Below are 24899 nucleotides of genomic sequence, written 5' to 3'. Positions count from 1 at the left end.
TTAGCTTTACGTAGTAAACACTTTATACGATTATGAAACCATTATACATCATTCATGGAACCTTACTATTTCTGATGCTGCAAGGTCAGGCAGCTATGGCTCAGCGAACAAAGCGCTTCTCGAATTACGATGCGATAAGCACTTATCGCATCGCTACACAGCATGTGAATTTAGGGGACCTTAATCAGGCTCTACAGCAGGCAGGTTACACACCCTTAGGTAATCAGTTTACGACATTAAGCGTGCTTACTCAAATTACTCGACCAAACCGTGCCTTAGCTTTGCATACCGAATTTGGGATGGCATTTGCATCTACTGTAAATAATAGTACATACAAGGCACGAGTCGGGTTCTATTCATTCAAGCTGGGAACGTCGTATCAAATCATAGGATCCAAAAATTTTCACCTGGCTCCTCAGCTTGGGCTGTTGTGGATTCCATTTTCCATACACGTTTCACCAACGAATACAACTTCGCCTTCACTCAATACAGTATTAACCAATCCGGGGACCGTCCAAACGGCTACACTGGGTACGATAATGGCTGGACTAGACGCCGGTTTAACCGCCAACTATCGGTTTGGTTATAAGGAGCAACAGACGGATTGCTCAACCATTGAACGCTCATACGTGATTGGCCTTGATGCAGGCTATCGGTTTACAGGCCGATCTCCTCTCGACCGAAATCAGGAAGTTAGTACAACCAATCCAGCCGTTCAATTGTCGGGCTGGTATGTTGGTATTCGGTTTGGATTTGGCGCAAGTTCCCGACCAACAGCAAGTCCAGTTACGTACTGATTGGCCAAAATAGAACTTCCCGAACGGTTTAAACCGTTCGGGAAGTTTAATAGTCAATGAAAAACGACTTATTGTGCTGTGTTGAAATCAGAATCTTTCAACCCTTTATTCACTTTAACATTATCGACCGACATGGTCATTGGGCCACGAGCTGATTGTTGCATGAGTGTCATCGGAAACTTGATCCCATTGGCTTCTTTATAGTCAGTGTATACAGTGGTCATTTCGCCCTGCTGGGTTTTGGTTGCCGACTGTATTTTTAGTCCTGTGGCGGTGTCAAAATTATCGGTCCAGGTGGCTGCTCCATCGGCCGTCGAATGGCTAAGTTTATACGTATCTTTTCCGTCCACTTTTTCAGGGCCAACCACTGTGCTTTTCACCCCGTTTTCGACGTAGTGTAGTTCCGGAAAAAGGGTGTTCATGACCATCATCTGTTTCGCCATTGGTCCGTCCATCGTACGGCTTCCCTGCATCCCTCCCATCACGACCTTATCGCCATCGCTGGTCTGTTTCATTACTTCCATCCCGTTGGCATTGATCACCATCGAGAATTTGTTGGGCAGTTTTTGCTTACGGGTAATTATAATCGCATTCCCGTTCATTTCCGACGACATATTCGTTGTCAGATCGGTCACTTTCATCAGCGCATCTTTTCCACCAATGGCGGCAATGTATTTATCCATGATTTCTTCGGCTGTCGGTGTCGTTTGAGCCATCGAGCCTTGCCAACAGAGGAGCAGTACCCCTGCAATAAATCCTATTTTTTTCATAATTTTTCCCATCTGTTTTTACCAAAGGTAATGGAAGACGGAGTAAACATCAAGTGTCTGATAGACTCTATTGGGGAACGAACCACAAAATTATTAGGCTTATCATCTGCTAATTGGTCAAGGCAAAACCGGCCAGATAAACCAAGGCACCTGCTACATAACCAATCAGCGCTAACCAACTGATTTTTCGTAAGTACCAGCCAAACGAGAGCCGCTCCATGCCCATGACAGCCACACCCGCTGCGGAACCTATCACCAGCAAACTTCCACCAGTTCCTGCACAATAGGCCAGAAATTCCCAAAGTTTTGCATCGGTTGGATAGATTTGCAGATCGTACATGCCCATGGCGGCTGCTACAATAGGCACGTTATCGACCACGGCCGAAACGATCCCAATCAAGAATACGATCACGTCCAGATTACCTACACTCCTATTTAACGATTCGGCCAGTCCGCTCAGAATAGCTGTCGCTTCAAGTGCGCCGACAGCCAGTAGTATCCCCAGAAAAAAAAGAATGCTCGATACATCGATTCGGCTTAATGCGTAGGCCGCCGTAAATTTTTTCCGCTCCGACTCGTCTTTATCGCTATGCAACACCTCCGATACTACCCAGATCATTCCCAGCACCAGCATCATTCCCATGTAGGGTGGTAAATGCGTCAATGTCTTGAATATAGGCACGAAAAGCATCCCACCTAGCCCAACGGCCAGCATAATTCGCCGATCGCGACGGGCGATTGGCGTTACGTAAGGCCGACTGACACCCTGCGACGACGGCTTAATGTCGACTTTCGGTTGTAAGCGTGTCAGGACGAGTAATGGAAGCAACATCGAAACCAAACTCGGAACAAATAAACCACGGATGATTGACAGGGTCGTCACCTGCCCGCCAATCCAGAGCATTGTCGTGGTTACGTCGCCAATGGGTGACCAGGCTCCGCCAGCATTGGAGGCTACGATGATCATCCCCGCCATGATATGCCGCTGTTCCGTATTCCGAACCAGCTTGCGGGCTACCGATACCATCACAATGGCAGTAGTCAGATTGTCCAGCAGAGCCGATAGGAAAAAGGCCAGTAGGCTGATGATCCAGAGTAAGGTTCGCATACTACGGGTAGCGATTCGGTCTGTAATAAGCGTAAAGCCATCGTGCGCATCGATCAGTTCGACGACCGTCATGGCCCCCAGCAGAAAGAACAGGATTTCGGCAATAGTTGCCAGATGATGACTGAGGTGCTCACCTACCAACTCCTTATTGGCCCCCATCAGGGCATAGACCGTCCAGCAAATAACACCCGTAATCAGGGCCGTTGCTGTTTTATTGAGTCGAATTGAATGCTCAAGTGTAATGAGTAGGTAACCGGCTATAAAAAGAAAGATTAGTACTAGTGTCATTATAGGGTAGACGTGTTTCAGTTCACGGTTTACGCCGGGCCGTAAACTCAACACCATTTTAAACCTTCGTGAATACTTTTGTTCTTATTCGTGTTAGGCTTCGTAAACGTAAAAATATGTTTGTCGTTCATTTTTCTTCTCTTCGTGCCGACGGTATGGCCCTGTTTCCATTTATTTTAGTGAAGCAGCCGAATCCCGGACCGACGTTGATTAATCATGAACGAATTCACCTGCGGCAACAAGTCGAACTGGGCATTTTACCGTTTTATCTCTGGTATTTTCTTGAGTACCTCATTCGTCGGTTTCAATACCGGGATCACTATACGGCGTATCGAAATATCAGTTTCGAACGGGAAGCGTTTTCAAATGACCACAACCTGAACTACCTGCAAGTCAGGCCATTCTGGCGGTTCTGGTTCTATTTAAAATGAACACTAAAGTCGTTCATCATTTACCATTCGTTTATCGCCTAGTATACCAATCGTAGCCACCAACGACGAAAAAACGACAACCAGAATAGGTATACCCTCCCGAAAACCAATCAGTCGTAGGTTATCAGGAATATTCAGATAAAGCAGGATCGTGATAAGGCCGCGCGGAGCTATCCAGAGCAGTGGCGTCAACGTTCCCTGATAGGTCAGCCGAAGCGTCACCCACCGCCAGCCTATAATAACGCCGACAAATAACAGACTGACAATCAGCGCATCAATATCGATCAAACTTTGGGGTACAGCCGCATAGCCCAGCAGCAGGTAGAAAAAAGTTCGTACAACAAAAGCCCCTTCGGCAGTTAAACTTTTAAGTTGATCAAGCTCTTTTTCAAACAAATCGTTTTTCAGTATCTGGCTCAGCCTTCCCCGGATAAACAGGTCTGTGTTGTTCAAGAACAGGCCAAAAATCAGAATGAGTAACAAGGATGACAGGTGATTGATTTCGGCCAGCGCATATACCAGAAACAAGACCGAAATAATCGGCAGGAATTTAATGCGATGGTTGATTCGGCCAATCAGATACAGGAGTAAAAAGCAGCAACCCAGCGAAATCAGGGCCATTGCCAGTGTATCGCGGGTGAACGACCAAACGGCACCCAGCAGTGAAGGCCGACTCAACAGTAGGAAGTTATACGCCATAATTCCCAGAATACTCGCAAAGGCTGATTCGTAGACGGCATATTCCTGTGGTTTGCCCGTTAACTTCGCTACGGTCTGCACCGTAACGGTACTGCTAACAATCGAAAAGGGCAAAGCTGCCAGCAAGCAGTGATAAAACGAATCGTTCAGCAGCAAATACAACATACTGGCCATCAGCAGTGTGCCACCAATAATAGCCAGTAGTGACGCGATGAGCGTTCGCCGGATCACACTTAACCGTTCGGCATGAAGTTCCAGGTCTAGGCCCCCTTCCAGTACAATCAAAATGAGTCCCAGTGTACCTAGTGTCGGTAAGATGGTTGCGACATAGGGCACTTGTACGTTGAAATAGTCGGTTGCCTGCTTGGTCAACATCCCCAGCAGCAGGAGCAGCAAAACCGACGGGGTTTTGAATCGGCTGCTGAACAAATCGAACGCATAAGAAATCAGTACCGATAAACTCAGAACTATAATCAGTATTGATGAATCCATAAGCGAAAGAATGAAAGAACGAACGAATGAAAGAGTGAAAAGCTGTCGCGAGCTAGTATTTCACTCTTTCATTCGTTCGCTCTTTCATAATTAGTTACTGAAGCTGTTTAAACTTTTCAAATTTCATTAAAACCGGGTAGCTTTTTTTGTCATGCTGACCGGGACGTGTAGTCGCAGGAAGCATCTTCGGCAGCAGCATTCTTTTAGCTATCGAAGATGCTTCCTGCGTCAGCATGACAAAAACACGCATTTTTGAATTTCCTTTGTAAGTTTAAACAGTCTCATTATTTCCTGGCGTAATAATAAAGATTTACCGAAGCTGAGTTGGCGCGTTCGCTAATGGTAAAAAAGCCCTTGTTATCCTTGTCGAAACAAACAGCTTCGCCCTGCGGCTCTAATCGAACCGTTAGCTGGCGGGATGTTCCATACTGTAATGCATCTTGAATCGACTGACCGCTGTTTCGCTTCCAGTAATAAAGCTGTGTGTACGTACGAACCAAGAGCTCACTGCCATCGGGCGAGATAGCTGCGCCGGTCACATAATTGGCAAGTCCCCCTCCCCCAAATGAGGGCAATTCACCAAAGGCGGTGGCAACCGTCACTTCGTTGATATTTTGGGGATAGGGCAGGCTATATAGCCGTACTTTTTCTTCCCGCTTCGTTATGATATAGATGTCTTTCGTAGCTGGGTCGACAAACATGGCTTCGGCATCATGAGGGCCATCGGGATACCGAAAATTTATCCGCTCAACGCCTGTAACAGTAGCCTGCAACGAAGTAGGCTCAGGCAAACGATAAATAACGCAGCCTGAATACTGGGCATTATTATCACCAATATCACCTATATAGAGATAGTTGGTCCCATCTTTTGGACCCGGCCCAATTGCCAATTCTTCCCAATCGCGATTTGTGGTATTGGGTATTGTGATCTTCCCTTTCACCTTACCATCATAGCCCAGTAAAGCTAATTCATTCGGGCTTCCGCTGTCCTGCTCTATCCAGATAGATCCGGGCTGTGTACGGCTATCGACCATACCCGAAGCTTCATCAATTTGACCGGGCGTTACGGGCGCTTCGGTCGGTGTGGACGCAAATTGAGCATCATATACATTGGGAACGGTGAGCTTACACGAAGCGAAGACCAACCCCAAAACCAGCAGAACGGAATTACGCATGATATAGTCTGGTTGATTCGGTTGCCAATCTAACGAATTGGCGAACAAAAATGATGAACGAAATGAAAGAAAGCTATTTGGTCGCATGGAAACAGGTATTTATCCTAAAATCGGCCCCAAATTTAGACTGGTCGTTAGTTTATGTACAGATTGTGCTTTTAAGGATGGGCCACTCTCAACCATAACGCGCCCTATCTGTATGAAAAAACGTATGACTTATTTAGCGGCAGCGCTGCTAGTTGGTTTCTGCTTAAGTTTTACCATCCGTCCATCGGCCGACGGTTGGGTTAGTATCTTCGACGGGAAGACATTCAACGGCTGGAAAATCACCGATGAAAGTCCCGGCACATTTAAAATTGAGGATGGCGCCATTGTAGTCAACGGCCCACGCGCTCACCTCTTCTACGAAGGTCCCGTCCATAACCACAATTTCAAAAATTTCGAGTGGAAAGCCAGTGTCAAAACCATGCCCGGCTCCAACTCAGGTATGTTTATCCATACGGCCTATCAGCCATCGGGCTGGCCAGCTAAAGGGTACGAAATTCAGGTTAACCAATCGCATACCGACTGGCGTAAAACGGGTAGCGTGTATGGGGTTCAGGACGTTAAAGAGGTTTTTGTCAAAGACGATGAGTGGTACACCGAACACATCATTGTGAACGGCAAAAAAGTGATCATTAAAGTCAACGACAAAGTGATCAACGATTATACCGAACCCGATAGCATCAGCACGTCTTCGAAACCTAAAAAACTCAGCATGGGTACCATTGCCTTACAAGGTCATGACCCAAAGAGCAAAGTGTATTACAAAGACATCATGATCAAAGTATTGCCAGATTAATTGGCATGGGGTATAGGGCATGGGCAGAGGGTGGAACGCCTTACCCCATGCCCTTACCCCTATGCTATTTAAACTGCTGAATACTATACGTATTTGCCTGGAGTCGGCTGGGATCTTTGGCCGTAGCGGCTGCACTCACTTCGTCGATCCGGGCATTTAATGTATAAATTTTATCGTTTGCAACTACGTTTGTTGTAGCCTGGTCATACCCAACCTCATCCGTTTTGACCACTGTGGCCGTTTTCCACCCATCTGTACTGCGCACCTGCGACACTTTGTTCCGGCTGTTCACCACATATAAATCATTGTTGTAGAGCAGCATTCCGTCGCCACTCGGTAAGTTTACACCCGTTACTTCCGTTATCGTACTATCATCCAGTTCGACTTTAAACAATTTACCCTCGTTCGATTTGACAACGAGCAGGTATTTATCTGGATGATAGACGATTCCATTTAGGTTAAAACCCTGTGCACCAGCAAAAAGTGTAGACGTAACTGCTACAACCGCCTGCGACGAATTGGCCGCTACTTTATAAATAACCGGTGCGAACGAGTCGGTTATATAGGCATTCCCATCGGCATCGAAGGCAATATCGTTGGCAAAATGATTGGAATTAGGCACCAAACCAGCCAGATCAATCTGACGAACTTTCTGCCGGGTCGCCAGATCGTAAACGAACAGCCCGGCCGTTTTAAGCGAGGTTTCAGGTGTACTTTTATCCGATACGCCCTGATCACCGTTGCATACATAGAGCAACCCATCGCGTACCTTCAGGCCAATACTGCTAATCAGTTGTTTATCATCGGCAATCAATTCTTCATAACGGCCGTTCTGATCAACCACCCCAACTTTTCCCTGCGTAATTGAACTGACCAGAAATTTATCGAGCGTAGGGGCATACGTGATTCCTTCGGGATATTGTCGAGTCGCTGAAAAATCAATTCGCTGGGGGATCACCGGGGCAGTAAACTCAGGATCACTCTTGTCACAGGCAGTTAGGCAGCATCCCAGCAAAAGTAGTGTGGGCACCGAATAGGCACGTGCTATCATAGTTGTCGTTGTTTGTGGCTTTCTGGATACTTAATAGCGTTTCCAAATGAAATGTTTTGTAAAAGGCCTAACTGGCTATACCATGCAACCCAAAACCATCCGGTCATTTTTGTGTTTTACTCACATACTAATTCTCTACCGTTATGAACCACATGACCACCCTAACCGAAGCCATGGAAAAACTTCGGGCCGAGGGCTACACACATGAGTTTGGGCCCCGAAAAGATTTTCTGGAAGAAAAAAGTACAGAAACCAAACTCAAAAGCGAAGACTTTCAAGTCGACAAATTTTACCGGTTTGAGGGCACATCTGATCCTGGCGACGAAATGACGCTGTATGCGATTACAGCTTCGAATGGGATGAAAGGCGTTTTTGTGTCACCTCAGGGGACCTATTCAAACGAAGTATCGCCCGAACTGATGGCTAAATTTAACATATCTGACCGCAACCATGTAACCACTACCGAAGGTTCGGTGCAGCCACTGAACCAGCAGGAAGCTACACACTAGTGATTTCTCGGATATTTGCAAGAAAAACTCCCGGAAGATGGTAAATTTTTCGGGAGTTTCACTATATTTGCGGCCTTTACAAAAAACGCACCGTTCTTTTCGTGCTGATACACTATGAAGTTATCCGAATTCAAATTTGATTTACCCGATAGTCTTATTGCCAAATACCCGGTAGAGCGGGGTGAATCACGGCTGATGGTCGTTGACCGGAAAACTAAAACGATTGAGCACAAACAGTTTTCGGATATCCTCAGCTATTTTGGCGATGGTGACGTGATGGTGATCAACGATACGAAGGTATTTCCTGCACGCCTGTATGGTAACAAGGAGAAAACCGGAGCTAAAATTGAAGTCTTCCTCCTGCGCGAATTAAACCGGGAAATGAAGCTTTGGGACGTACTGGTCGATCCTGCACGGAAAATTCGTGTTGGCAATAAACTCTACTTTGGCGATAGCGATCTGGTTGCCGAAGTGATCGACAATACAACCTCCCGTGGGCGCACCATCCGCTTTCTGTTCGATGGCAATCATGAGGAGTTCATGAAAACGATCGATGAGCTGGGTGAGATGCCAATTCCACGGGCAATGAATCGGGAAGCCGAAACCGCCGATCGGGATGATTATCAAACAGTTTTTGCCCAGCATATTGGCGCTGTGGCCGCTCCTACCGCTGGCCTCCACTTTACCCGTGCCATGATGAAGCGTATGGAGATTAAAGGCATTCATTTTGCCCCTATCACGCTACACGTTGGGCTGGGAACCTTCCGGCAGGTCGATGTGGAAGATCTAACCAAGCACAAAACCGACTCTGAAAATTTCAAGATCACAGAGGGTTCATCTCAGATCGTCAATACGGCGCTGGATGCTGGCAAACGGGTTTGTGCCGTCGGAACGACCTCGCTGAAAGCCATCGAATCGTCGGTATCGGCCAACAGCCGGTTGAAGCCGATCGAAGGCTGGACCGATCGGTTCATTTTCCCTCCTTACGACTTTAAAATTGCGAACTCGCTGCTGACAAGCCTTCACCTGCCTGAATCGATTCTGATCATGATGACGAGTGCATTTGGTGGTCATGAACTCATCAAAGAAGCGTATCAGGTAGCGATTAAAGAGAAATATCGCTTCTTCAGCTACGGCGACGCCATGTTGATTCTATAAGTCGTTAGAAGATTAGTCGACAATCGTTTTATTTTTGAGGGGCCTTAGTGCCCCTTATTTTTTGCGATTTACGAATGACAACAGCCAATCGACCGACGCACGACCCCATACCACCCCAGTATGCCATAATTGTAGCCGGAGGCAGCGGTAGCCGAATGAAATCGGACATACCCAAACAGTTTCTGCTATTGCATGGCAAACCTATCCTGCAACATACGATAGAACGGTTTCTGGAAGTTATACCCGCTTCGCACATTATTCTGGTGCTTCCGGCAAAGGATCGATCCATTTGGGCAACTTTGTGCGAGCAGCATAGCTTTTCGCCTGCTATTCAGTTCATTGACGGTGGCGCCACCCGCTTTCAGTCGGTACGCAATGGCCTACAGGCCATTCAGGCGGAAACCGGGTTAGTGGCCGTTCACGATGGTGTAAGACCCTTTGTATCAGCTGAGATTATAAAAAATAGCTTCGACACGGCGGCCCGGATGGGTTCGGCCGTTACCTGCGTTGCGGTAAAAGATTCCGTTCGGGTTGTTGGTGACGATGGCGTAAGTCAGGCTGTCGATCGGAGCCGGTATCGGCTGGTACAAACTCCTCAAACATTTCGGCTTGACTTGTTCCGACAGGCTTTTCAGTCAGAAGAACAGTCTTCCTTTACCGACTGCGCCAGTGTGATGGAATACGCCGGCTTTCCGATTACCCTTATCGACGGTTCATACGAAAATATTAAGATTACTACGCCAGAGGATCTCAAATAACGCTATACCTGACTCGCACAGTATTCGCCCAAATTATCCGTTCCACATGCGTAAACGTCTGTCTGCCCATCAATATAGTCAAGGCATTCTTGCTGGCGACCGACTGTTACTTAGTCGAGCCATTACGCTTGTCGAAAGCCGTCGCCCCGACGATCAGGCAGTAGCGCAGGAGGTTCTGGAAGCTATTTTGCCCAAAGCAGGGCAGTCGATTCGGGTAGGTATTACAGGGGTTCCTGGAGTTGGAAAAAGTACGTTTATCGAAGGCTTTGGCCAACATCTGACGGATCTGGGTCATCGACTGGCCGTTTTGACCATCGACCCTACCAGCCAACGTACGGGCGGAAGCCTGCTGGGTGATAAAACCCGCATGGAAACCTTATCCATGAATCCCAACGCCTACATTCGTCCCTCACCTGCGGGCGATTCGATAGGAGGGGTGGCCCACCGAACCCGCGAAACCATTCTGCTCTGTGAAGCGGCAGGCTTCGATATTATTTTGGTTGAAACTGTTGGTGTCGGTCAGTCCGAAACGGTGGTGCATAGTATGGTCGATTTCTTATTGCTGCTGATGCTGGCGGGTGCAGGCGATGAATTACAGGGCATGAAACGGGGAATCATGGAATTGGCTGATGCGCTCTGCATTACGAAAGCCGATGGCGACAATCGGGCGGCTGCCAACCGTGCCCGCGTCGAGTACCAGAATGCCCTTCATCTGTTTCCACCCACCGGCACAGGCTGGTCTCCCCCAGTACTCACCTGCTCAGCCATTACACATGATGGATTAACGGCTATTTGGCAAACCATTCAAGCTCATCAGCAACTGACTACCGACAGTGGAAACTGGCATCGTCGGCGGCAGGAGCAGCAACTGGCCTGGTTCCGCTCATTGCTGCGGCAACGGCTCGAAAGCCAATTTTATGCCCAACCGGGTATGCATCAGCAAATAGCGGCTTTGGAAGAACAGGTTCTGGCGGGTAATCGTTTGCCAGGCCCAGCCGTAGATGCCTTATTGAGCCAGGCTGCTACTGGTAGATAACCGGTCTACCTTAATTCCTCGTATACCATTTTATCACTTTGTCAGTATGTATAAATTCCTTCTGGTAGGCTTTGTTTTGCTGGCACAGACAGCGAAAGCGCAACGTGACACAACCATTACCGTTACGACCACCGATGCGCTTCAATTCGACCAAAAGCGATTAGTAGTCCGTCAGAATACGCGTCTGAAACTTATTTTTCAGAATAAAGACGACATGGCACATAACCTGGTCGTAACGCGGCCAAACTCACGGTTGCGGGTGGTCGAATTTGCCCTGGCTTTGGGTCCGAAGGGTCCAGAGCAGCACCACGTGTCGGTGATGGATGAAGTACTTGCCCATACTCAAAGCGTTGAACCCGGCACGACCGACTCGCTGATTGTCAAGCTTACTGAAGGAGCCTACCCGTTTGTCTGTACCTATCCGGGGCACGGGGCTATCATGTACGGCGTTATTTACGCCACCAATGAACCCAAACGGCTCCCTCCCGCCGATCAGGACCCTAACATACCCAATCCCGAACGCTTGGCCGAAACTGGTCATCAACATCATCAGTCGGCAAGCTCAGGGCATCCCTATACCTTGAAGCTACCAGCCGTTTACCGGACGTTTATGCCCGATTGTGGTCCTGCGGCTATTGCCGTTGGGTTGCCAGGGCCGGATGGTGGTCAATCGTATGTATTCGATGCGGGTCAGTGTCGCCTTCGGTATGCCTGGTCAGGTGGTTTTGTCGACAATACCGATCAGTGGGACGGCAAAGGGCAACGACTCAGTAAAATTGTAGGCGAAATCTATTTCCGGGCTGGGGATGGACTTCCCTGGCGGATCGGTACGGGCGCTCAACAACCTGCCCAATTTAAAGGCTACCGGTTGATCAATCGGTATCCCGAATTTCACTATATCGTAAACGGGGTTACGATTTATGAACTCATTAAACCGCTACCTGCCGGACGAGGACTCATTCGCACCTTCACACTTGGCCCCACCAACAAAGCCATTTCATTTGTAGCCACTACCAAACCTGGCATCCAGTTAAAGCCTTCGATCGGCCGGTTTCAAAACGGCGAATTACGAATACCTGCCGGAACCAAACAGTTTACTTTAACGATGCAAAACTGATATAGGATGTATGATGTAGGAAATATGATATATCTTAAGACTGCACCTACATCATACAACACACATCATACCTCCTACTCCTATGTTCGCTTCCTTATTACTTTCCTCTCTCCTACTCGCGGCAACACCTGCTGATACGATCTCGGATTATTACGAAGTAGAAACTATTCCAACTCCGCCTGGACTGGTGGCCGAAACGGGTGGTCTGGCGTTTCTGCCCGATGGACGAATGGCAGCCTGCTTTCACCGGGGTGAGGTCATGCTATATAACCCCAAGACCAAAACCTGGAAGCTCTTTGCCGAAGGCTTGCATGACCCACTGGGCGTGATTGCCATCAATAATAAGCAATTGCTGGTTGTTCAACGACCGGAACTAACCCGGCTCACGGACACAAATGGCGACGGTGTGGCGGACAGATACGAAACGGTCACGGACCAATATGGCATGTCGGGCAATTACCATGAGTTCGCTTTTGGCCCTGTACGTGATGCCAAAGGAAATTTATACCTAAGCCTCAATACCGCATCCAATGGAGCAGGTATTCGTGATGAAGTACGCGGACAATACGATGCCCTCGGGCGGCAGGGACGTATGTATGCCTGTGTACCGTATCGAGGTTGGGTGATGCAGCTCACACCCGAGGGTCAGTTAAAACCCTATGCATCTGGATTCCGGTCGCCAAATGGCATCGGCTTTGATGCACAGGGACGCTTATTTGTGACCGACAATCAGGGCGACTGGCTGGGAACCAGTAAGCTCTACCATGTTGAAGAAGGCAAGTTTTACGGCCACCCGACCAGCCTTGTCTGGCGACCGGGCTCTCCTGACATTGACCCATTAAAGCTCTCTGTCAAAACGCTGGATAGCATGCGGACAATGGAGAGCGTGGCGTTTCCACATGAGTCGATGGCGCACTCACCTACACAGATTGTGCTGGATAACACAAGCGGCAAATTCGGCCCGTTTGCGAATCAATTATTTGTCGGCGAAATGGATTTCCCTCATCTGCTGCGTATCCTTCCCGATGAAGTAGATGGGCAGCTACAGGGAGCCTGTGTACGATTTTTCGACAAAGGAGGCAGCCATGGGGTTCGCTTACGGATTGGGAATAATCGGCTGGCATTTGCGCCTGATGGAAGTTTGTATCTGGGACAAACTGACCACGGCTGGCTGGGCGCGCGAGGGATTCAACGGATACGGTACACAGGTGGCCCTTCGGGCAATGCTATTCCGCTCGATATTAGCAGCATGAAACTCACTTCCACCGGATTTACTTTAACCTTTACCCAACCGCTGGATGAAGCTTCGGCCCGTGAATTGGCAAACTATAGCTTCCGAAGCTATTACTACGAATATCATCAGGCCTATGGCTCTCCACAGATGGATGTAAAGTCAATCCCCGTAACCGCAGTTTCGCTTTCTGAGGACCGTAGAACGGTTTCAATTACATTAACCGAACTGAAGCCGGGACGTATTTACGAACTCACCTTGGGCAATTTACAAGCGAACGCTGGCCAGAAAAAGCTGATGAATCATCTCATCTGTTATACCTTAACTAAACTAAAAGCCGAGAGTCGGTAGTTGTCAGTCACTAGTGATTAGCTTGAAATTATCCGTTCAAGTTAACCACTAGTGACTGACAACTACCGACTCTCTACCAATGACCAGTTTGACTAGTTTATGCGTTCCCCAACGTCCGCTCGGGTTCGTTTGCCCGGGTAGCAGGGACCGGCTGGTCAGTTGTACTGGTATTCCAGTCAGGATTATCCTGATCCGTTGATACAGGAGGCTGTCCCCACGAAGCTCTTTTAGACTCTTCTATTTTATCGCTCGACATGTCATCATCCCCTTCTGCAACTAGCGAATCAGCTTCTGCTACATCGCCCGGCACATCCGTATCGTTACTATCAGCGACACGAGACGGGAGTTCATTATCAAGGTTTTTATCATTTAACTGCGCCAATGCAGGGGGAATGCCCATTGTATTGTGCATGGCCTGAGCCGCATACGACTCTGTGCTTTCTTTCCGTGAATTACTACTTACGCTCATAACGTTGGTTTGTTTAGTGTTGAGAAATAGTCGCTGGATATATACCAGGCAAAGCCAGAAGTAATTATATCTGACGAGTGCCTGAGATCCAGTTAATAAGTCGGTTTATTATTCAAATCGGTACCCGTCTCGGCTAACGACGCTTCGTGATCCTTCTGCGTTTCGTTGTCCTGTTCACTTTTTTTCGGATCATTCTGTCGCTTTGCGTCTTCCTGAGCTTTGGGATTAGGCACTTCATCATCCGATGCATAATCATCGGGGCCGTGTGTCGTCACATCGACCATAGCCGTGTTCGTTTGTGCCCCATCGGCTGCGGCTGCATTCTTCCCTTCCTCGGTCAGCTCCATAGTGCTATTACTCATGTCGCCCATGCGCAATACGCCATTTTTACTATCCATATCCGTACTGCCAATAGCCCGGTCGTTGCGGCCATCCTGCCCACCCCGAACCTGCTCACTGTCGAGTCCGTTGACTGAGTTTTCCTGACTGTATCGATTGCGGTTGTCCTCTGCCGGCCTGTCCTGATCAGTATCATCCGATCCAAAAGGGCCTTCCGAACGACCATTTATCTGTGCATTTTCATGCTTTACATCCTCTTCATCTTTCATGGCGTTGAGTCGGTTGATTTTATCAAATAACTCCAGTGGCTGAAAAAGGTTTTCGGCAACGTGTTTACACTACCTAACCTAAGCAACATCAAATGTTAATGTGTTTACCTGAAAGATTACCTACCGAAAAATTAATATACCTACCGAAAAATATACTTTACTACAGGTTTACTATGATAGAAAAAGGAATGCCCTTTACTTGCCAGACAAATTTACACCCTGACTATAGGGTAAAGCCCATGAAGACTTGCTACTAAGCCAACCCCGATCATTTATCAGGGCACGCTAACGCAATTTTGTGGATCGTAAATTTTAATAGTTGGATAAAGCGTAATGCAGAAAGCGGCCTGATTTTATCGGTCCGCTTTTTATTTTACCCCGTATCATATTGATTATCAATATATAAAAAAAGAGACCACCGCATTGATGGCCTCTTTTTCCTTACGATACTAAAGCTATTTAATCGACATCCCAGAACAGCTTGGTGCTGAATACATCTATTGTACCCTGCGCTGTTACGTTGGCCGAATTCGACCCTGACTCTGTGTTCGGATAGAAGAACCGAAGTGGTCGCTTGTTAGCTTCAGGAACCTGAATACTTTGAGGAATAACCGGCAGATTTGTCCGGCGGTATTCAGCCCAGGCCTCAAGTCCATTGAAGTTGACAAAAGAGATCCATTTCTGAATGGCAATTGCAGCCAGCTTGTCGGTCGAGGCATCCCAGTCATAATTCTGGATACCACTGCCCTTGTAGGCTGCTGCACCCGCTGTATTAGCGCCTAGTACTCGGAACGACTGAAGAATACCTTCTTCAAAGTATGCTTTAGCTGTATTAGGAAGCGTTACATCACTATAACGTTGCTTAGCTTCCGCCAGCAGGAACTGTACCTCCGATGCCGTCATCAGGATATACGGACGGTTGTATTCGCCTTTTACGAGCAAGCTTGGTCCCAGCGAGGTGGTATTGGCAGGAAGAAAACCTGAACTAACTCCAAAAGGTGTTCCTGAATAGTTTGCCGAAATTTCTTTCTGCGTACTAACTCCTGGTGTTGATGAACTTTCACCACCATTTGCATAAGCAATCCGCTTCATCCGGAGCGTATCGCCAGATGCTTTGAGATTATCGATCAGGAACTTTGTCAATCGAGGATAGTTATTTAAAGCACGTTTAGCGCCATTTGCGTCATATCCCCAACGGTCATAGACTGGATTCAATTTACCAGCCGTTGCCAGGTAGAACGAAGGGCCACCGATACCAACTTCAGATCCTGTAATAAAACCTGATCCTTCCGTCACAATCTTATTGACTTCAGTTTTGATATACGTATCTCTTCCCGAAACTTTAGTCTGACGAATCAAAATCCGCATCTTAAGCGAATTGGCAAACTGGGCCCATTTGGTCGTATTCCCGTTGAAAACCAGATCGGCACCGGTAAAAGCACTGGCAAACGGATTGGCTTTCAGGTCTACGATGGCTTCATCCAACAAAGTAATCAAGGCTTCATAGACCGCTTTCTGATCATCAAATTTAGGAGCCAGTGAAGCTGTTGCTTTCAACGCGTCGCTATATGGAACGTTACCGTACATATCCACTAACTGTTGGTACAGCATTGCTTTCATAACCTTCGAAGGCCCTTTCAGGTATTTCTGGCTATTGGCATCTGCATTATTGATTACGTACTGATAATCTTCCAGATTATCAAAATACGAATCCCAATAGTTGAAATCGCCATTGGTATATTGATAAGCGAACTGAGCAGTATTGATAATATATCCATTACCCTGCGTCCATTGACCTGACCAATAGAAACCAATTTCACTTGAGCCACCACCATCGTTATTTCCTGCAATATTCCGTGCTGTCGTATTCAGCGCATTCGTAAATACATAGCTTGGCGAAGCAGTTGGCAACTGATTGGGGTTGGTATTAATATCCAGAAATGACTTCGTATCACAACTGGTTCCTGCTGCGGTTAGTAAGGCAGCTATTGCTACTATTTTTAATTTCATTTTCAAGTTAACCGTTGGGATGATTAAAACGAGAGGTTGATGTTTACACCATACTGACGAACCGGAGGAGTCTGACCAGTTGTGTTGATACCGATACCAATAGCCGAAGTAGTAGTAGGCGTCGATGTAGCCTGGCTACCTGGCGTTGGGTTACCCTGATAGCTGAACTCAGGGTCCGTATAGTAATTCAGTTTATCAACAATGGTTAACAGGTTCCGACCATACAGGGCAATACTGGCTCCTGAGAAAATCTTCGTTTTATTGATCAGACTTTGTGGCAGGCGATACGACAGGTTGATATCACGAAGTTTGATAAACCAGGCTGGCGTAACGAAGTTTTCTGAAATCAGCCGGTAGTTATCAACCCATAGCGAGTATTCCGCTTCACGAACGTTCAACGTCGTGTTTGGAACAATCGTTGTTCCATCTGGCCCCAGATAAGCTGAGTTCGGGAAAATGTGCGGAGCACGGTCTTCCGTCCACTTACCGGTTCCGGTGAAGGTCATCTGACGACCCAGGTCACTAAACATTACGTTACCACCACGATATTCGAAGTTAAACGTAAAGCCAAAATCACCGTATTCAATTTTCGAACCTAATCCTGCAATGTGCCGTGGCAATACACCGCCCCGACCCAATAGCTGTGTATTACGCAATGGATACCCTGTCGTTGCATTCACGAGTACGCGACCTGAACCATCTGCGGCATACTGATAACCATCCGTTTTCAGGTACGGGAAACGCATATCTTTGATTACGTTCGTGTTCGCATACGAGAAACCACCATACTGGAATTCGTTAACGCCAGGATACAGGTCTACCACTTTATTGTCGTTGTACGAATACCGAACGCTGGCATCCCAGGAGAATTTACCTCCACGGGCAATCAGATACTTCAATTCAGCTTCATACCCCCAGTTTTTGGTTTCCCCCACGTTAATCAGCAGGTTGCTAAAGCCGGTGGAATTTGGAATACGAACGGTAATTACCTGACCTTGCGAGCTTTGCGTATAGGCCGATACGTCGATGTTGATCCGGTTGTTCAGCAACTGAAATTCCGCACCGATTTCTGACGAATACACAATCTCTGGCTTCAGGTTAGCATCAGGCAATGTATTACCTACTGTCAAACCAACCGTATTTCCATATGGAAAGCCTGAGCCGTTCGGATAGGTCAGATCCAGGCCATAGAGCGGGATGTTATCGTTCGCATTTTTGTTGTAGTTAGCCCGAAACTTCGCATAGTTCAGGAACGACGACCGGATATTTGGGAAAGCGTCCGTAGCAATGAACGAAAGAGCCGCACCATAGTAAGGATACGAATAGTAATTCGATGGACGGCTTGGCTTATAGAACTTCGACGTCTGGTCGAAACGGAACGATCCGTTCAAAATCAGCCAGTTCTTATAATTGGCGGTTAAGTCAGCATAGTACCCAATACGACGCTCCTGCGTAAGAATTTCTCCACCCTGTAACTCACCCTGGCGGTTAGCTACGTTGTAAACCCCAGGTACTACAATCGAGTTAGAGATTACAGCCATGTTCTTGGTTGTACGTTGATAAACGCTGTTACCCAACAACAATTTGGTGGTAACAGGACCAAAATCTTTCGACAGGTTAATCTGGAATTCGTTGTTGATTACGTTCTCTGTACCCGAATAATCGGTGACGCCACCTAAGATATCAGTAATAGCGCGGTAGATACCGGTACCATCACCATCATTATAATAGGGTGCAGGAATGAACGATTTGGTCTTTGCCCAGTCAGAATACAGGAATTTACCCGTAGTATTTTTGCCCGTACGTGAGTTGTTCATTACGCCCAAACGCTCGTTGAACGACAACCATGGAGTAGGCCGGAAATTAAGGTTCACATTACCATTCAGGTTGGAATCCTTATATTTCATCCGGTTGTTGTCGGCGTTGAAATACGGGTTATTATAATAGTCGTTATAAAAACCGTTCGGGTTAGCCAATGGATTGTTCTGCCAGTCACGAAGATCTGCCAATGGTAAGTTAGCAGGCTGGTTCAGTACATCGTTATAGAAATCAGACGACGTACGGTCATAGCTGGCTTGTGTATACGCTGCATTGAAGCTGGCTGTTATTTTGCCATATTCTTTTGTAGCCGACAGACGAGTACCTGTCCGGTTACTCTTATCATGAGGTACGATACCGGCAATCGACTGGTTTTCAATCGACATATAGAACGAGCTGGTTTCATCACCGCCCTGGAAGCTGGCCTGGTTATTTACCGATACCCCCGTATCGAACGCTTTTCTACGCGCATTCGGAATAGCCGAATACGGAATGATCAATTGGCTGCCATCTTCGGCCGTACGGCCCTGAATTCGTGTCGAGCCATCAAATTGATCACCATACTGCTGGTTTTCGTATGGCCGCCAGTTATCTTTCAGCCGATCCAGGTAATTGGTCTTATAACCAGCCCCACCGAACGACGTCGCATAGTGTGAGCCAGAACCGAATTTGTCCTGAAGCTGTGGCAGGAAGCTGATCTGATCGAAGTTTGTACTATTGGAGTACGATACTTTCAGCTTTCCTTTTACTCCTTTCTTGGTTGTGATCAGAATAGCTCCGTTAATACCAGCCGATCCATACAGGGTAGCTGCCTGACCACCTTTCAGAATGGTTACGCTCTCGATGTCATTGGGGTTAATCAAGGCCAGAACCGTAGAGGTAGTTTGCATACCATCGAGCACAACCAATGCTTCGTTGTTACCCGTCAATGACCGATACCCACGAAGTACGACTTTAACCGCTGGGTCAACACTGTTATTAATGTTATAAACAGCAAGGCCCGTTACTTTACCAGACAGTGCCTGAGCAAGTTGTGGAGAACGACCAACGGTTACATCTTCCGTTTCAACCTTCGATAAGGCATAACCAAGTTCACGCTGGCTTTTCCGAACCCCCTGGGCCGTTACAACGACTTCCTGAAGCTGTGAAGCATCAGGCTTTAGAGAGACATCGACTGTCGACTGATTTTCAATTTTTACACTTGTGGTGGCAAACCCAATAAAGCTGACTTGGAGTATGTCGCCTTTATTGGCCGAAATTTGGTAAGTACCGTCTGAGTTTGTTGTTGTTCCCTGGTTGGTACCTTTTACTAAAACGGTAACACCCGGTAAGACTGAGCCGTCTTCTGATGAAGTAATTTTTCCAGAGATTACCCGGTTTTGAGCAAGCAATGGAATAGCGAACAGACACAGTAAAAACTGTGCGAGTAGATATTTACGCATACGCTATCGTTTAAGTTAAGAATGAAAATTTGGTTAGTAACCAATTCAAATATATTAAAAAAATATTAATTAGATTAAAATCAACAAAAATCACTTTTTAGGTTACTAATTAGTCACTCAAAAAATAATATTTTAATTCATGCCCTATTTTATGGCATCATCCAGAAGAATATTAACATAAATTAACAATAACCTCAATCAAATTTTATGAGTAAAAAACTAAATAATCGTATAAAATTTAATATTGTACCCAAAAAAATTAAAAAAATGCTGTCTGTTTTAATAGTTTAAACACAAAAACTGATGTGCCTACACTAGCCTTTTTTGAAACTATATTAACTCATAAATTATCTATTTCTCCTTGATATTTACTTTAATCAATACACATTATTTAAGTATAAATAACTAATTCCAGCAACTTCGTTTTACATATACGTTAGCTAATTACCCCTTGCGAAATCATCACCTCGATTACGCATAAAACACTAATTCGGCTGTAGAATGAATCCGATTCATTCTACAGCCGAATTAGTGTATGGCACCAACTTGTAATTTATTTAACCGGCATCTCTTCCTGTCTTTCAACAGTTTTAGTAGTCGTCTCCCCTTTTAATTCAGCTAAAAGTTCTTTCACGTTCACGGTTGCAAAACTACTGGCGTAGTCGGCCATGGCATAAGGAATAATTAGGTCTTCATTATTGATCAGACCACCACAGCTATATACAACGTTCGGCACGTAGCCTTCTCGCTCGTTCTCGTCAGGGCTTAGGATAGGTTCAGCGGTACGACCAATAACTTTACTTGGATCATTCAAATCCAGTAGAAAGGCTCCAATCGCATACTTACGCATCGGCCCTACGCCATGGCTCAGCACCAGCCATCCATCCTCGGTTTCGATCGGGGAACCGCAGTTACCCAGTTGCACATACTCCCAGCTATACGTAGGTTTCAGCAGAATGTCTTTCGTTTGCCAGAAATACAGATCGTCGGAGTACATAAGGTAAATGTTTTCCCCGTCCTGGCGGGAAATCATCGCATACTTTCCGTTGACCTTACGGGGGAACAGGGCCATTCCTTTATTGATTACCTCGGCCCCATTGAGCGTACTGATACTAAAATGAGTAAAGTCTTTCGTTTCCAACAACTGCGGGAACGTTACCCTACCATTGTAGGCCGTGTAGGTGGCATAATAGGTTATCTCGCCATTATCGTCGGTAAACTGCACAAACCGGGCATCTTCAATCCCATTGGTTTCGTTGGGCGAATTGGGGAAAATACACCGTTCGTCCAGGCTCTGATCGTCTTCAAAATGAATCTCGTAGTTCGACTTGGCCAGGGCCAACAAACCACTGGCAATAGTCTCATACTCTGCATTGTATCGGTACTGAGACGTTACCCGTTTTACCTGTGCTTCGAGTTCGGGCAGGCTGAATTCATCACCCAATCCAGCCATCATTTTCTCCTGAATACTATTTTCGAGTCGCAGTTCATACAGTTTGCGCTCAAATACCGCCCGGTTGAACAGGTGGTTTGGTACTATATCGGGAGAGGTTACATACCGCGATGGTTTCCGAAGAATGATTTTCCCGGTATCGTCGATGTATCCCATACGGAACGAGATCGAAGATACGTGTCCCTCACCGGTAGCCCGTAAACTCAAAATGAAGCGTTTATAACCGGGTGGTACGTTTGTCTGGTCGGGGTGCCAAACCATGGATGGATTGAACAGCGCTGCCGATTCGAGCGAGTACTCCATAGTAAAATAGGCACCCAGCAACAGCTTACGATCTTCAGTCAGTGGTTCATCCGTGAGCAATTGCGGTTTGATCTGCTCAAATCGCTGCAACAGGAACCGCTCCAGTTTGTAATGCCGACCGCCAAACTCCCGGATCACTTCATCGAGTTTTTGCTCAGCTTCTTCGTCGGTCATACTGCCCACACGGGCGATAATTTTCAGCGTACGCGTTGTGCTACCCAATTCAAACGGTCGAAACAATACCCGTGTTGGATCGGGTTGTAGCACAATCCCGGTTCGGATGGCTTTTACACTCATTGTATGAATGGCTGGTTTCCAAAAGAGAACTACTGCCGTAACGTCATTACGTTCTAAACCCGTACGACGCTGCTGCGACAATTTGAGACTCTACAACTAATTTCACTGTATGTACTCCATTACCCATTCATCAGCACTGGCATTTCTACACTGATGGATTTAACTTCTGTACGTTTTTTCTGAACCATATATAAATCGGCTAACGCAATCAAATACGACAAGGTTGATTCGGCGCCCTGATTCTGATTGGCCCGGTCAATATGCAGACCATCGCGACACCCACCGGTCTGCTGATCGTAGAGCGACAGGCCCAGATCATTCAGGCCTGAGAACCACTTAAACACACGAATCGCAGTGCGTTGCCACTCCTCTTCACCCGTTACCTCAAACGCTGCCAGACAAGCCGACACCGTACTCTGTGCTTCGAGTGGCTGCTGATCGAAATAAGCTCGGGGCTGCCCTTTGGTATAAAAACCATTTGAACCAATGGGCTGGAAATGACCGCATTTAGCCGTTTGAAGACCGATGATCCAGCGTAAGGAGGCAATACCAATGTTCACTAACCGTTCTTCACCCGACCGAATCAAGGCATGAGCCAACACGGCGTTGTCGTACGACAGCGTATTTTCAAACCAGGGCCAATCTTCCGTCGCAGTTTCGGTGTACCGGAATGTCAGCTTATCGAGTAGCTGTCGCTGGATGGTTTTGACCATTCGGTCGTCGTTGAATTTCTTTTGGTATTCGTAAATACCGAGCAAAGCAAATGCCCAGGCTCGTGGTGATGGCATTTGCACCAAACTTGGCAATACATTTTCTAGTAAAGGAATTGCCCAGGATATGGTATTACGCTCCGTTGATCGACCAATGCAGGTACCTAATGCCCAGATGGTCCGCCCAGTACTATCGTCAGACCCAAACTCTTCGAGCCAATGTCGATCGTAGCTCATGAAGTTACGAAACCGCTTGTACTCGTGGTTATAGGCATGGTTGATGAATGCGCAATAATTATCGGCTGTACGCGCAAGTTTCGGATCATTTATTCCGCCCTCCAGCAGCATCTGCGTCAGAATTAAGGCTCTGGCGTTATCATCTGTGCAGTACCCTTCTTCATAAAAAGGTAAATGGTGACGAGCGTGTTGGACGATACCCGTTGAATCGGTCAGGCGGTATAGATGGTCTAGCCGAAGCGAAGGCAGTTTAAACGCAGCACTCGTATTGGCGCCCATCGTATAAGGCACCTGGCTATTGATGGTGCTCATACGTTCCTGACGCGACTTGGCAAATGAGTTGGCATACATCTGAATGACTCGCTCCCAAATCATCTCCCGCCCCATGAGATAGCCTTTTTTCCGCATCGCATGACGAATGGGCTCATCGGTCAGCAGGTTGATAATCTGATCGGCAATCGCTTCTGAATCGCCAAAGGGCACTAATACGCCCCGCCCATCGGCCAGCAACTCCTCGGCGTGCCAGTAGGGAGTTGACACCACTGCTTTTCCGCAGCCAAACGCATACGACAAGGTTCCAGAAGTAATCTGTGCAGGATTCAAATACGGGGTAACGTAAATGTCGGCCGAACCCAGGTATTCCAGCAGGTCTTCCAGTTCGACAAACTGATTATAGAATCGAATATGATCCCGAACGCCTAAATCGGCAGCCAGTTTTTTGAGGCTGTCGCGGTAAGCCTCCCCTTGGTGCTTGAGTAGATGAGGATGCGTGGCCCCTAATACCATATAGACTACATTCGGGTGCTGGGCCACAATACGCGGTAGCGCCCGGATCACATTTTCAATGCCTTTATTGGGTGATAGCAATCCAAAGGTTAACAGTGTTTGCTTGCCTTCCATCCCAAATTTGTCCTTATAGAAATGCGGATCAACAAATGGCATGTCCGGAATTCCGTGTGGAATCAGATCAATCTTATCGGCCGGAACGTCATAAATATTGATGAGAAAATCCCGTCCCTTTTCAGACATGCAAATCACCCGCGACGACAGATCGGCGATACTTTTCAGAACGAGCAGTTGCTCCTCGTTGGGGTCTTTTAAAATAGTATGGAAGGTGGTAATGACGGGCATCGTCAGGTTGCGGAGCAGTGTCAGTATGTAGCTCCCTGCCGAACCGCCAAAAATGCCGTATTCATGTTGCAGGCAGACGACATCAACATCTTTCGAATTCAGGAATTCAGCGGCCTTCTTATAGGCATTAAGATCCTGCTGGTAAAAATCATAGCGCACTTCACTCGGATACGCATACCCACCTGGTGTATCATTTACAGAAATAACTATTGGCTTAGAATCTGGTATGAATGAATTATAAGAAGCGAATAAATCAGATGTAAATGTAGCAATGCCACATTGCCGGGGCAGGTAGTCGCCAATAAAGGCTACGTTCTTAGGATGATGCTTCCAAAGACCTGTTTGTTCCTGTTGATCGGGCAGTTGGCTATAGCTTGTATGGTTAGTCATATAGTTGAGTAAAAATTAGAAGGTTGGTATCCACGCTATTAACTATATAACTATAATCGACTAGTATCTCCTTTTGTTTGGCCTAATCAGACATTTTAATAAGGTAAAGAGGTATTTTTTAACAACTGCAATCTATTATCCAATTATTCCATCTTTTTACACTATAATTAAAAAATAAACCTGTTTTCAAATTAGATGAATCTAGCTTGAAAACAGGTT

General features: G+C 46.8%; 20 protein-coding genes. 9 read left to right on the top strand and 11 right to left on the bottom strand.

Features of this window, described 5'->3' with window-relative positions:
• Positions 1–32 precede the first annotated feature (32 nt).
• Positions 33–797, top strand: coding sequence for a hypothetical protein (locus tag ACYVFD_RS27120; RefSeq protein ID WP_461093658.1), 765 nt, complete (start codon positions 33–35; stop codon positions 795–797).
• A gap of 68 nt (positions 798–865) precedes the next feature.
• On the opposite strand, the gene ACYVFD_RS27115 is transcribed toward ACYVFD_RS27120, so the two are convergent.
• Both ACYVFD_RS27115 and nhaD read right to left on the bottom strand, forming a co-directional pair.
• Positions 866–1567 (bottom strand): LolA-like protein, encoded by a 702-nt coding sequence (locus ACYVFD_RS27115; RefSeq protein ID WP_461093657.1) that lies wholly within the window; start codon positions 1565–1567, stop codon positions 866–868.
• Positions 1568–1676: 109 nt separating this feature from the next.
• The gene (nhaD, locus tag ACYVFD_RS27110; RefSeq protein ID WP_461093656.1) at positions 1677–2963 is read right to left on the bottom strand and encodes a sodium:proton antiporter NhaD; all 1287 of its coding nucleotides are present in this window, start codon (positions 2961–2963) and stop codon (positions 1677–1679) included.
• Between the two features lie 116 nt (positions 2964–3079).
• Between nhaD and ACYVFD_RS27105 the strand changes: the two genes are divergently transcribed.
• A complete protein-coding gene (locus ACYVFD_RS27105; RefSeq protein ID WP_461093655.1) occupies positions 3080–3394 on the top strand; it encodes a hypothetical protein in 315 nt (104 codons plus the stop codon).
• Between the two features lie 3 nt (positions 3395–3397).
• Here the strand turns inward: ACYVFD_RS27105 and ACYVFD_RS27100 are convergent, their stop codons facing one another.
• The gene (locus tag ACYVFD_RS27100; RefSeq protein WP_461093654.1) at positions 3398–4585 is read right to left on the bottom strand and encodes a cation:proton antiporter; all 1188 of its coding nucleotides are present in this window, start codon (positions 4583–4585) and stop codon (positions 3398–3400) included.
• A 284-nt stretch (positions 4586–4869) separates the two neighbouring features.
• A complete protein-coding gene (locus tag ACYVFD_RS27095) occupies positions 4870–5760 on the bottom strand; it encodes a PE-PGRS family protein (protein ID WP_461093653.1) in 891 nt (296 codons plus the stop codon).
• A gap of 199 nt (positions 5761–5959) precedes the next feature.
• On the opposite strand from ACYVFD_RS27095, the gene ACYVFD_RS27090 reads away from it, so the two are divergent.
• Positions 5960–6601, top strand: coding sequence for a 3-keto-disaccharide hydrolase (locus ACYVFD_RS27090; RefSeq protein ID WP_461093652.1), 642 nt, complete (start codon positions 5960–5962; stop codon positions 6599–6601).
• Positions 6602–6665: 64 nt separating this feature from the next.
• Here ACYVFD_RS27090 and ACYVFD_RS27085 read toward each other — a convergent pair whose 3' ends face one another.
• The gene (locus ACYVFD_RS27085; RefSeq protein ID WP_461093651.1) at positions 6666–7652 is read right to left on the bottom strand and encodes an L-dopachrome tautomerase-related protein; all 987 of its coding nucleotides are present in this window, start codon (positions 7650–7652) and stop codon (positions 6666–6668) included.
• A gap of 143 nt (positions 7653–7795) precedes the next feature.
• Between ACYVFD_RS27085 and ACYVFD_RS27080 the strand changes: the two genes are divergently transcribed.
• The 6 genes from ACYVFD_RS27080 (at position 7796) to ACYVFD_RS27055 (ending at position 13812) form a co-directional block, all read left to right on the top strand.
• Complete coding sequence (locus ACYVFD_RS27080) at positions 7796–8161, top strand: hypothetical protein (RefSeq protein ID WP_461093650.1); 366 nt, start codon at positions 7796–7798, stop codon at positions 8159–8161.
• Positions 8162–8275: 114 nt separating this feature from the next.
• A complete protein-coding gene (gene queA / locus ACYVFD_RS27075; RefSeq protein WP_461093649.1) occupies positions 8276–9319 on the top strand; it encodes a tRNA preQ1(34) S-adenosylmethionine ribosyltransferase-isomerase QueA in 1044 nt (347 codons plus the stop codon).
• Between the two features lie 74 nt (positions 9320–9393).
• Positions 9394–10077 (top strand): 2-C-methyl-D-erythritol 4-phosphate cytidylyltransferase, encoded by a 684-nt coding sequence (locus ACYVFD_RS27070; RefSeq protein ID WP_461093648.1) that lies wholly within the window; start codon positions 9394–9396, stop codon positions 10075–10077.
• A gap of 46 nt (positions 10078–10123) precedes the next feature.
• Positions 10124–11113 carry a methylmalonyl Co-A mutase-associated GTPase MeaB gene (gene meaB / locus ACYVFD_RS27065; RefSeq protein ID WP_461093647.1) on the top strand — a complete coding sequence of 330 codons (990 nt, stop codon included), beginning with the start codon at positions 10124–10126 and terminating at the stop codon, positions 11111–11113.
• A 46-nt stretch (positions 11114–11159) separates the two neighbouring features.
• Positions 11160–12230 (top strand): plastocyanin/azurin family copper-binding protein, encoded by a 1071-nt coding sequence (locus tag ACYVFD_RS27060; protein ID WP_461093646.1) that lies wholly within the window; start codon positions 11160–11162, stop codon positions 12228–12230.
• An 82-nt stretch (positions 12231–12312) separates the two neighbouring features.
• A complete protein-coding gene (locus ACYVFD_RS27055) occupies positions 12313–13812 on the top strand; it encodes a DUF7133 domain-containing protein (protein ID WP_461093645.1) in 1500 nt (499 codons plus the stop codon).
• Between the two features lie 97 nt (positions 13813–13909).
• On the opposite strand, the gene ACYVFD_RS27050 is transcribed toward ACYVFD_RS27055, so the two are convergent.
• From ACYVFD_RS27050 to ACYVFD_RS27025, 6 genes are all read right to left on the bottom strand, one after another.
• Complete coding sequence (locus ACYVFD_RS27050) at positions 13910–14281, bottom strand: hypothetical protein (RefSeq protein ID WP_461093643.1); 372 nt, start codon at positions 14279–14281, stop codon at positions 13910–13912.
• Positions 14282–14373: 92 nt separating this feature from the next.
• Positions 14374–14889 (bottom strand): hypothetical protein, encoded by a 516-nt coding sequence (locus tag ACYVFD_RS27045; protein WP_461093642.1) that lies wholly within the window; start codon positions 14887–14889, stop codon positions 14374–14376.
• A 459-nt stretch (positions 14890–15348) separates the two neighbouring features.
• Positions 15349–16899, bottom strand: coding sequence for a SusD/RagB family nutrient-binding outer membrane lipoprotein (locus tag ACYVFD_RS27040; protein WP_461093641.1), 1551 nt, complete (start codon positions 16897–16899; stop codon positions 15349–15351).
• A gap of 23 nt (positions 16900–16922) precedes the next feature.
• A complete protein-coding gene (locus ACYVFD_RS27035; RefSeq protein ID WP_461093640.1) occupies positions 16923–20159 on the bottom strand; it encodes a SusC/RagA family TonB-linked outer membrane protein in 3237 nt (1078 codons plus the stop codon).
• Between the two features lie 553 nt (positions 20160–20712).
• Positions 20713–22212, bottom strand: a complete 1500-nt coding sequence (locus tag ACYVFD_RS27030; protein ID WP_461093639.1) for a glycoside hydrolase family 130 protein — start codon at positions 22210–22212, stop codon at positions 20713–20715.
• 119 nt (positions 22213–22331) lie between these two features.
• Positions 22332–24680: a glycosyltransferase family 4 protein gene (locus ACYVFD_RS27025; protein WP_461093638.1), complete on the bottom strand. Its 2349-nt coding sequence runs from the start codon at positions 24678–24680 to the stop codon at positions 22332–22334.
• Positions 24681–24899: the final 219 nt, after the last annotated feature.

The sequence above is a fragment of the Spirosoma gilvum genome (assembly GCF_054776815.1).
Note: the sequence above shows the minus strand (reverse complement) of the source record. Positions and strands in the feature narration are given on the sequence as shown.

Bases quoted from the DNA above. Each gene is read 5' to 3' on its own strand.
- ACYVFD_RS27120 (WP_461093658.1), top strand. From the start codon at position 33: ATGAAACCATTATACATCATTCATGGAACCTTACTATTTCTGATGCTG.
- ACYVFD_RS27115 (WP_461093657.1), bottom strand. From the start codon at position 1,567: ATGAAAAAAATAGGATTTATTGCAGGGGTACTGCTCCTCTGTTGGCAA.
- nhaD (WP_461093656.1), bottom strand. From the start codon at position 2,963: ATGACACTAGTACTAATCTTTCTTTTTATAGCCGGTTACCTACTCATT.
- ACYVFD_RS27105 (WP_461093655.1), top strand. From the start codon at position 3,080: ATGTTTGTCGTTCATTTTTCTTCTCTTCGTGCCGACGGTATGGCCCTG.
- ACYVFD_RS27100 (WP_461093654.1), bottom strand. From the start codon at position 4,585: ATGGATTCATCAATACTGATTATAGTTCTGAGTTTATCGGTACTGATT.
- ACYVFD_RS27095 (WP_461093653.1), bottom strand. From the start codon at position 5,760: ATGCGTAATTCCGTTCTGCTGGTTTTGGGGTTGGTCTTCGCTTCGTGT.
- ACYVFD_RS27090 (WP_461093652.1), top strand. From the start codon at position 5,960: ATGAAAAAACGTATGACTTATTTAGCGGCAGCGCTGCTAGTTGGTTTC.
- ACYVFD_RS27085 (WP_461093651.1), bottom strand. From the start codon at position 7,652: ATGATAGCACGTGCCTATTCGGTGCCCACACTACTTTTGCTGGGATGC.
- ACYVFD_RS27080 (WP_461093650.1), top strand. From the start codon at position 7,796: ATGAACCACATGACCACCCTAACCGAAGCCATGGAAAAACTTCGGGCC.
- queA (WP_461093649.1), top strand. From the start codon at position 8,276: ATGAAGTTATCCGAATTCAAATTTGATTTACCCGATAGTCTTATTGCC.
- ACYVFD_RS27070 (WP_461093648.1), top strand. From the start codon at position 9,394: ATGACAACAGCCAATCGACCGACGCACGACCCCATACCACCCCAGTAT.
- meaB (WP_461093647.1), top strand. From the start codon at position 10,124: ATGCGTAAACGTCTGTCTGCCCATCAATATAGTCAAGGCATTCTTGCT.
- ACYVFD_RS27060 (WP_461093646.1), top strand. From the start codon at position 11,160: ATGTATAAATTCCTTCTGGTAGGCTTTGTTTTGCTGGCACAGACAGCG.
- ACYVFD_RS27055 (WP_461093645.1), top strand. From the start codon at position 12,313: ATGTTCGCTTCCTTATTACTTTCCTCTCTCCTACTCGCGGCAACACCT.
- ACYVFD_RS27050 (WP_461093643.1), bottom strand. From the start codon at position 14,281: ATGAGCGTAAGTAGTAATTCACGGAAAGAAAGCACAGAGTCGTATGCG.
- ACYVFD_RS27045 (WP_461093642.1), bottom strand. From the start codon at position 14,889: ATGAAAGATGAAGAGGATGTAAAGCATGAAAATGCACAGATAAATGGT.
- ACYVFD_RS27040 (WP_461093641.1), bottom strand. From the start codon at position 16,899: ATGAAATTAAAAATAGTAGCAATAGCTGCCTTACTAACCGCAGCAGGA.
- ACYVFD_RS27035 (WP_461093640.1), bottom strand. From the start codon at position 20,159: ATGCGTAAATATCTACTCGCACAGTTTTTACTGTGTCTGTTCGCTATT.
- ACYVFD_RS27030 (WP_461093639.1), bottom strand. From the start codon at position 22,212: ATGAGTGTAAAAGCCATCCGAACCGGGATTGTGCTACAACCCGATCCA.
- ACYVFD_RS27025 (WP_461093638.1), bottom strand. From the start codon at position 24,680: ATGACTAACCATACAAGCTATAGCCAACTGCCCGATCAACAGGAACAA.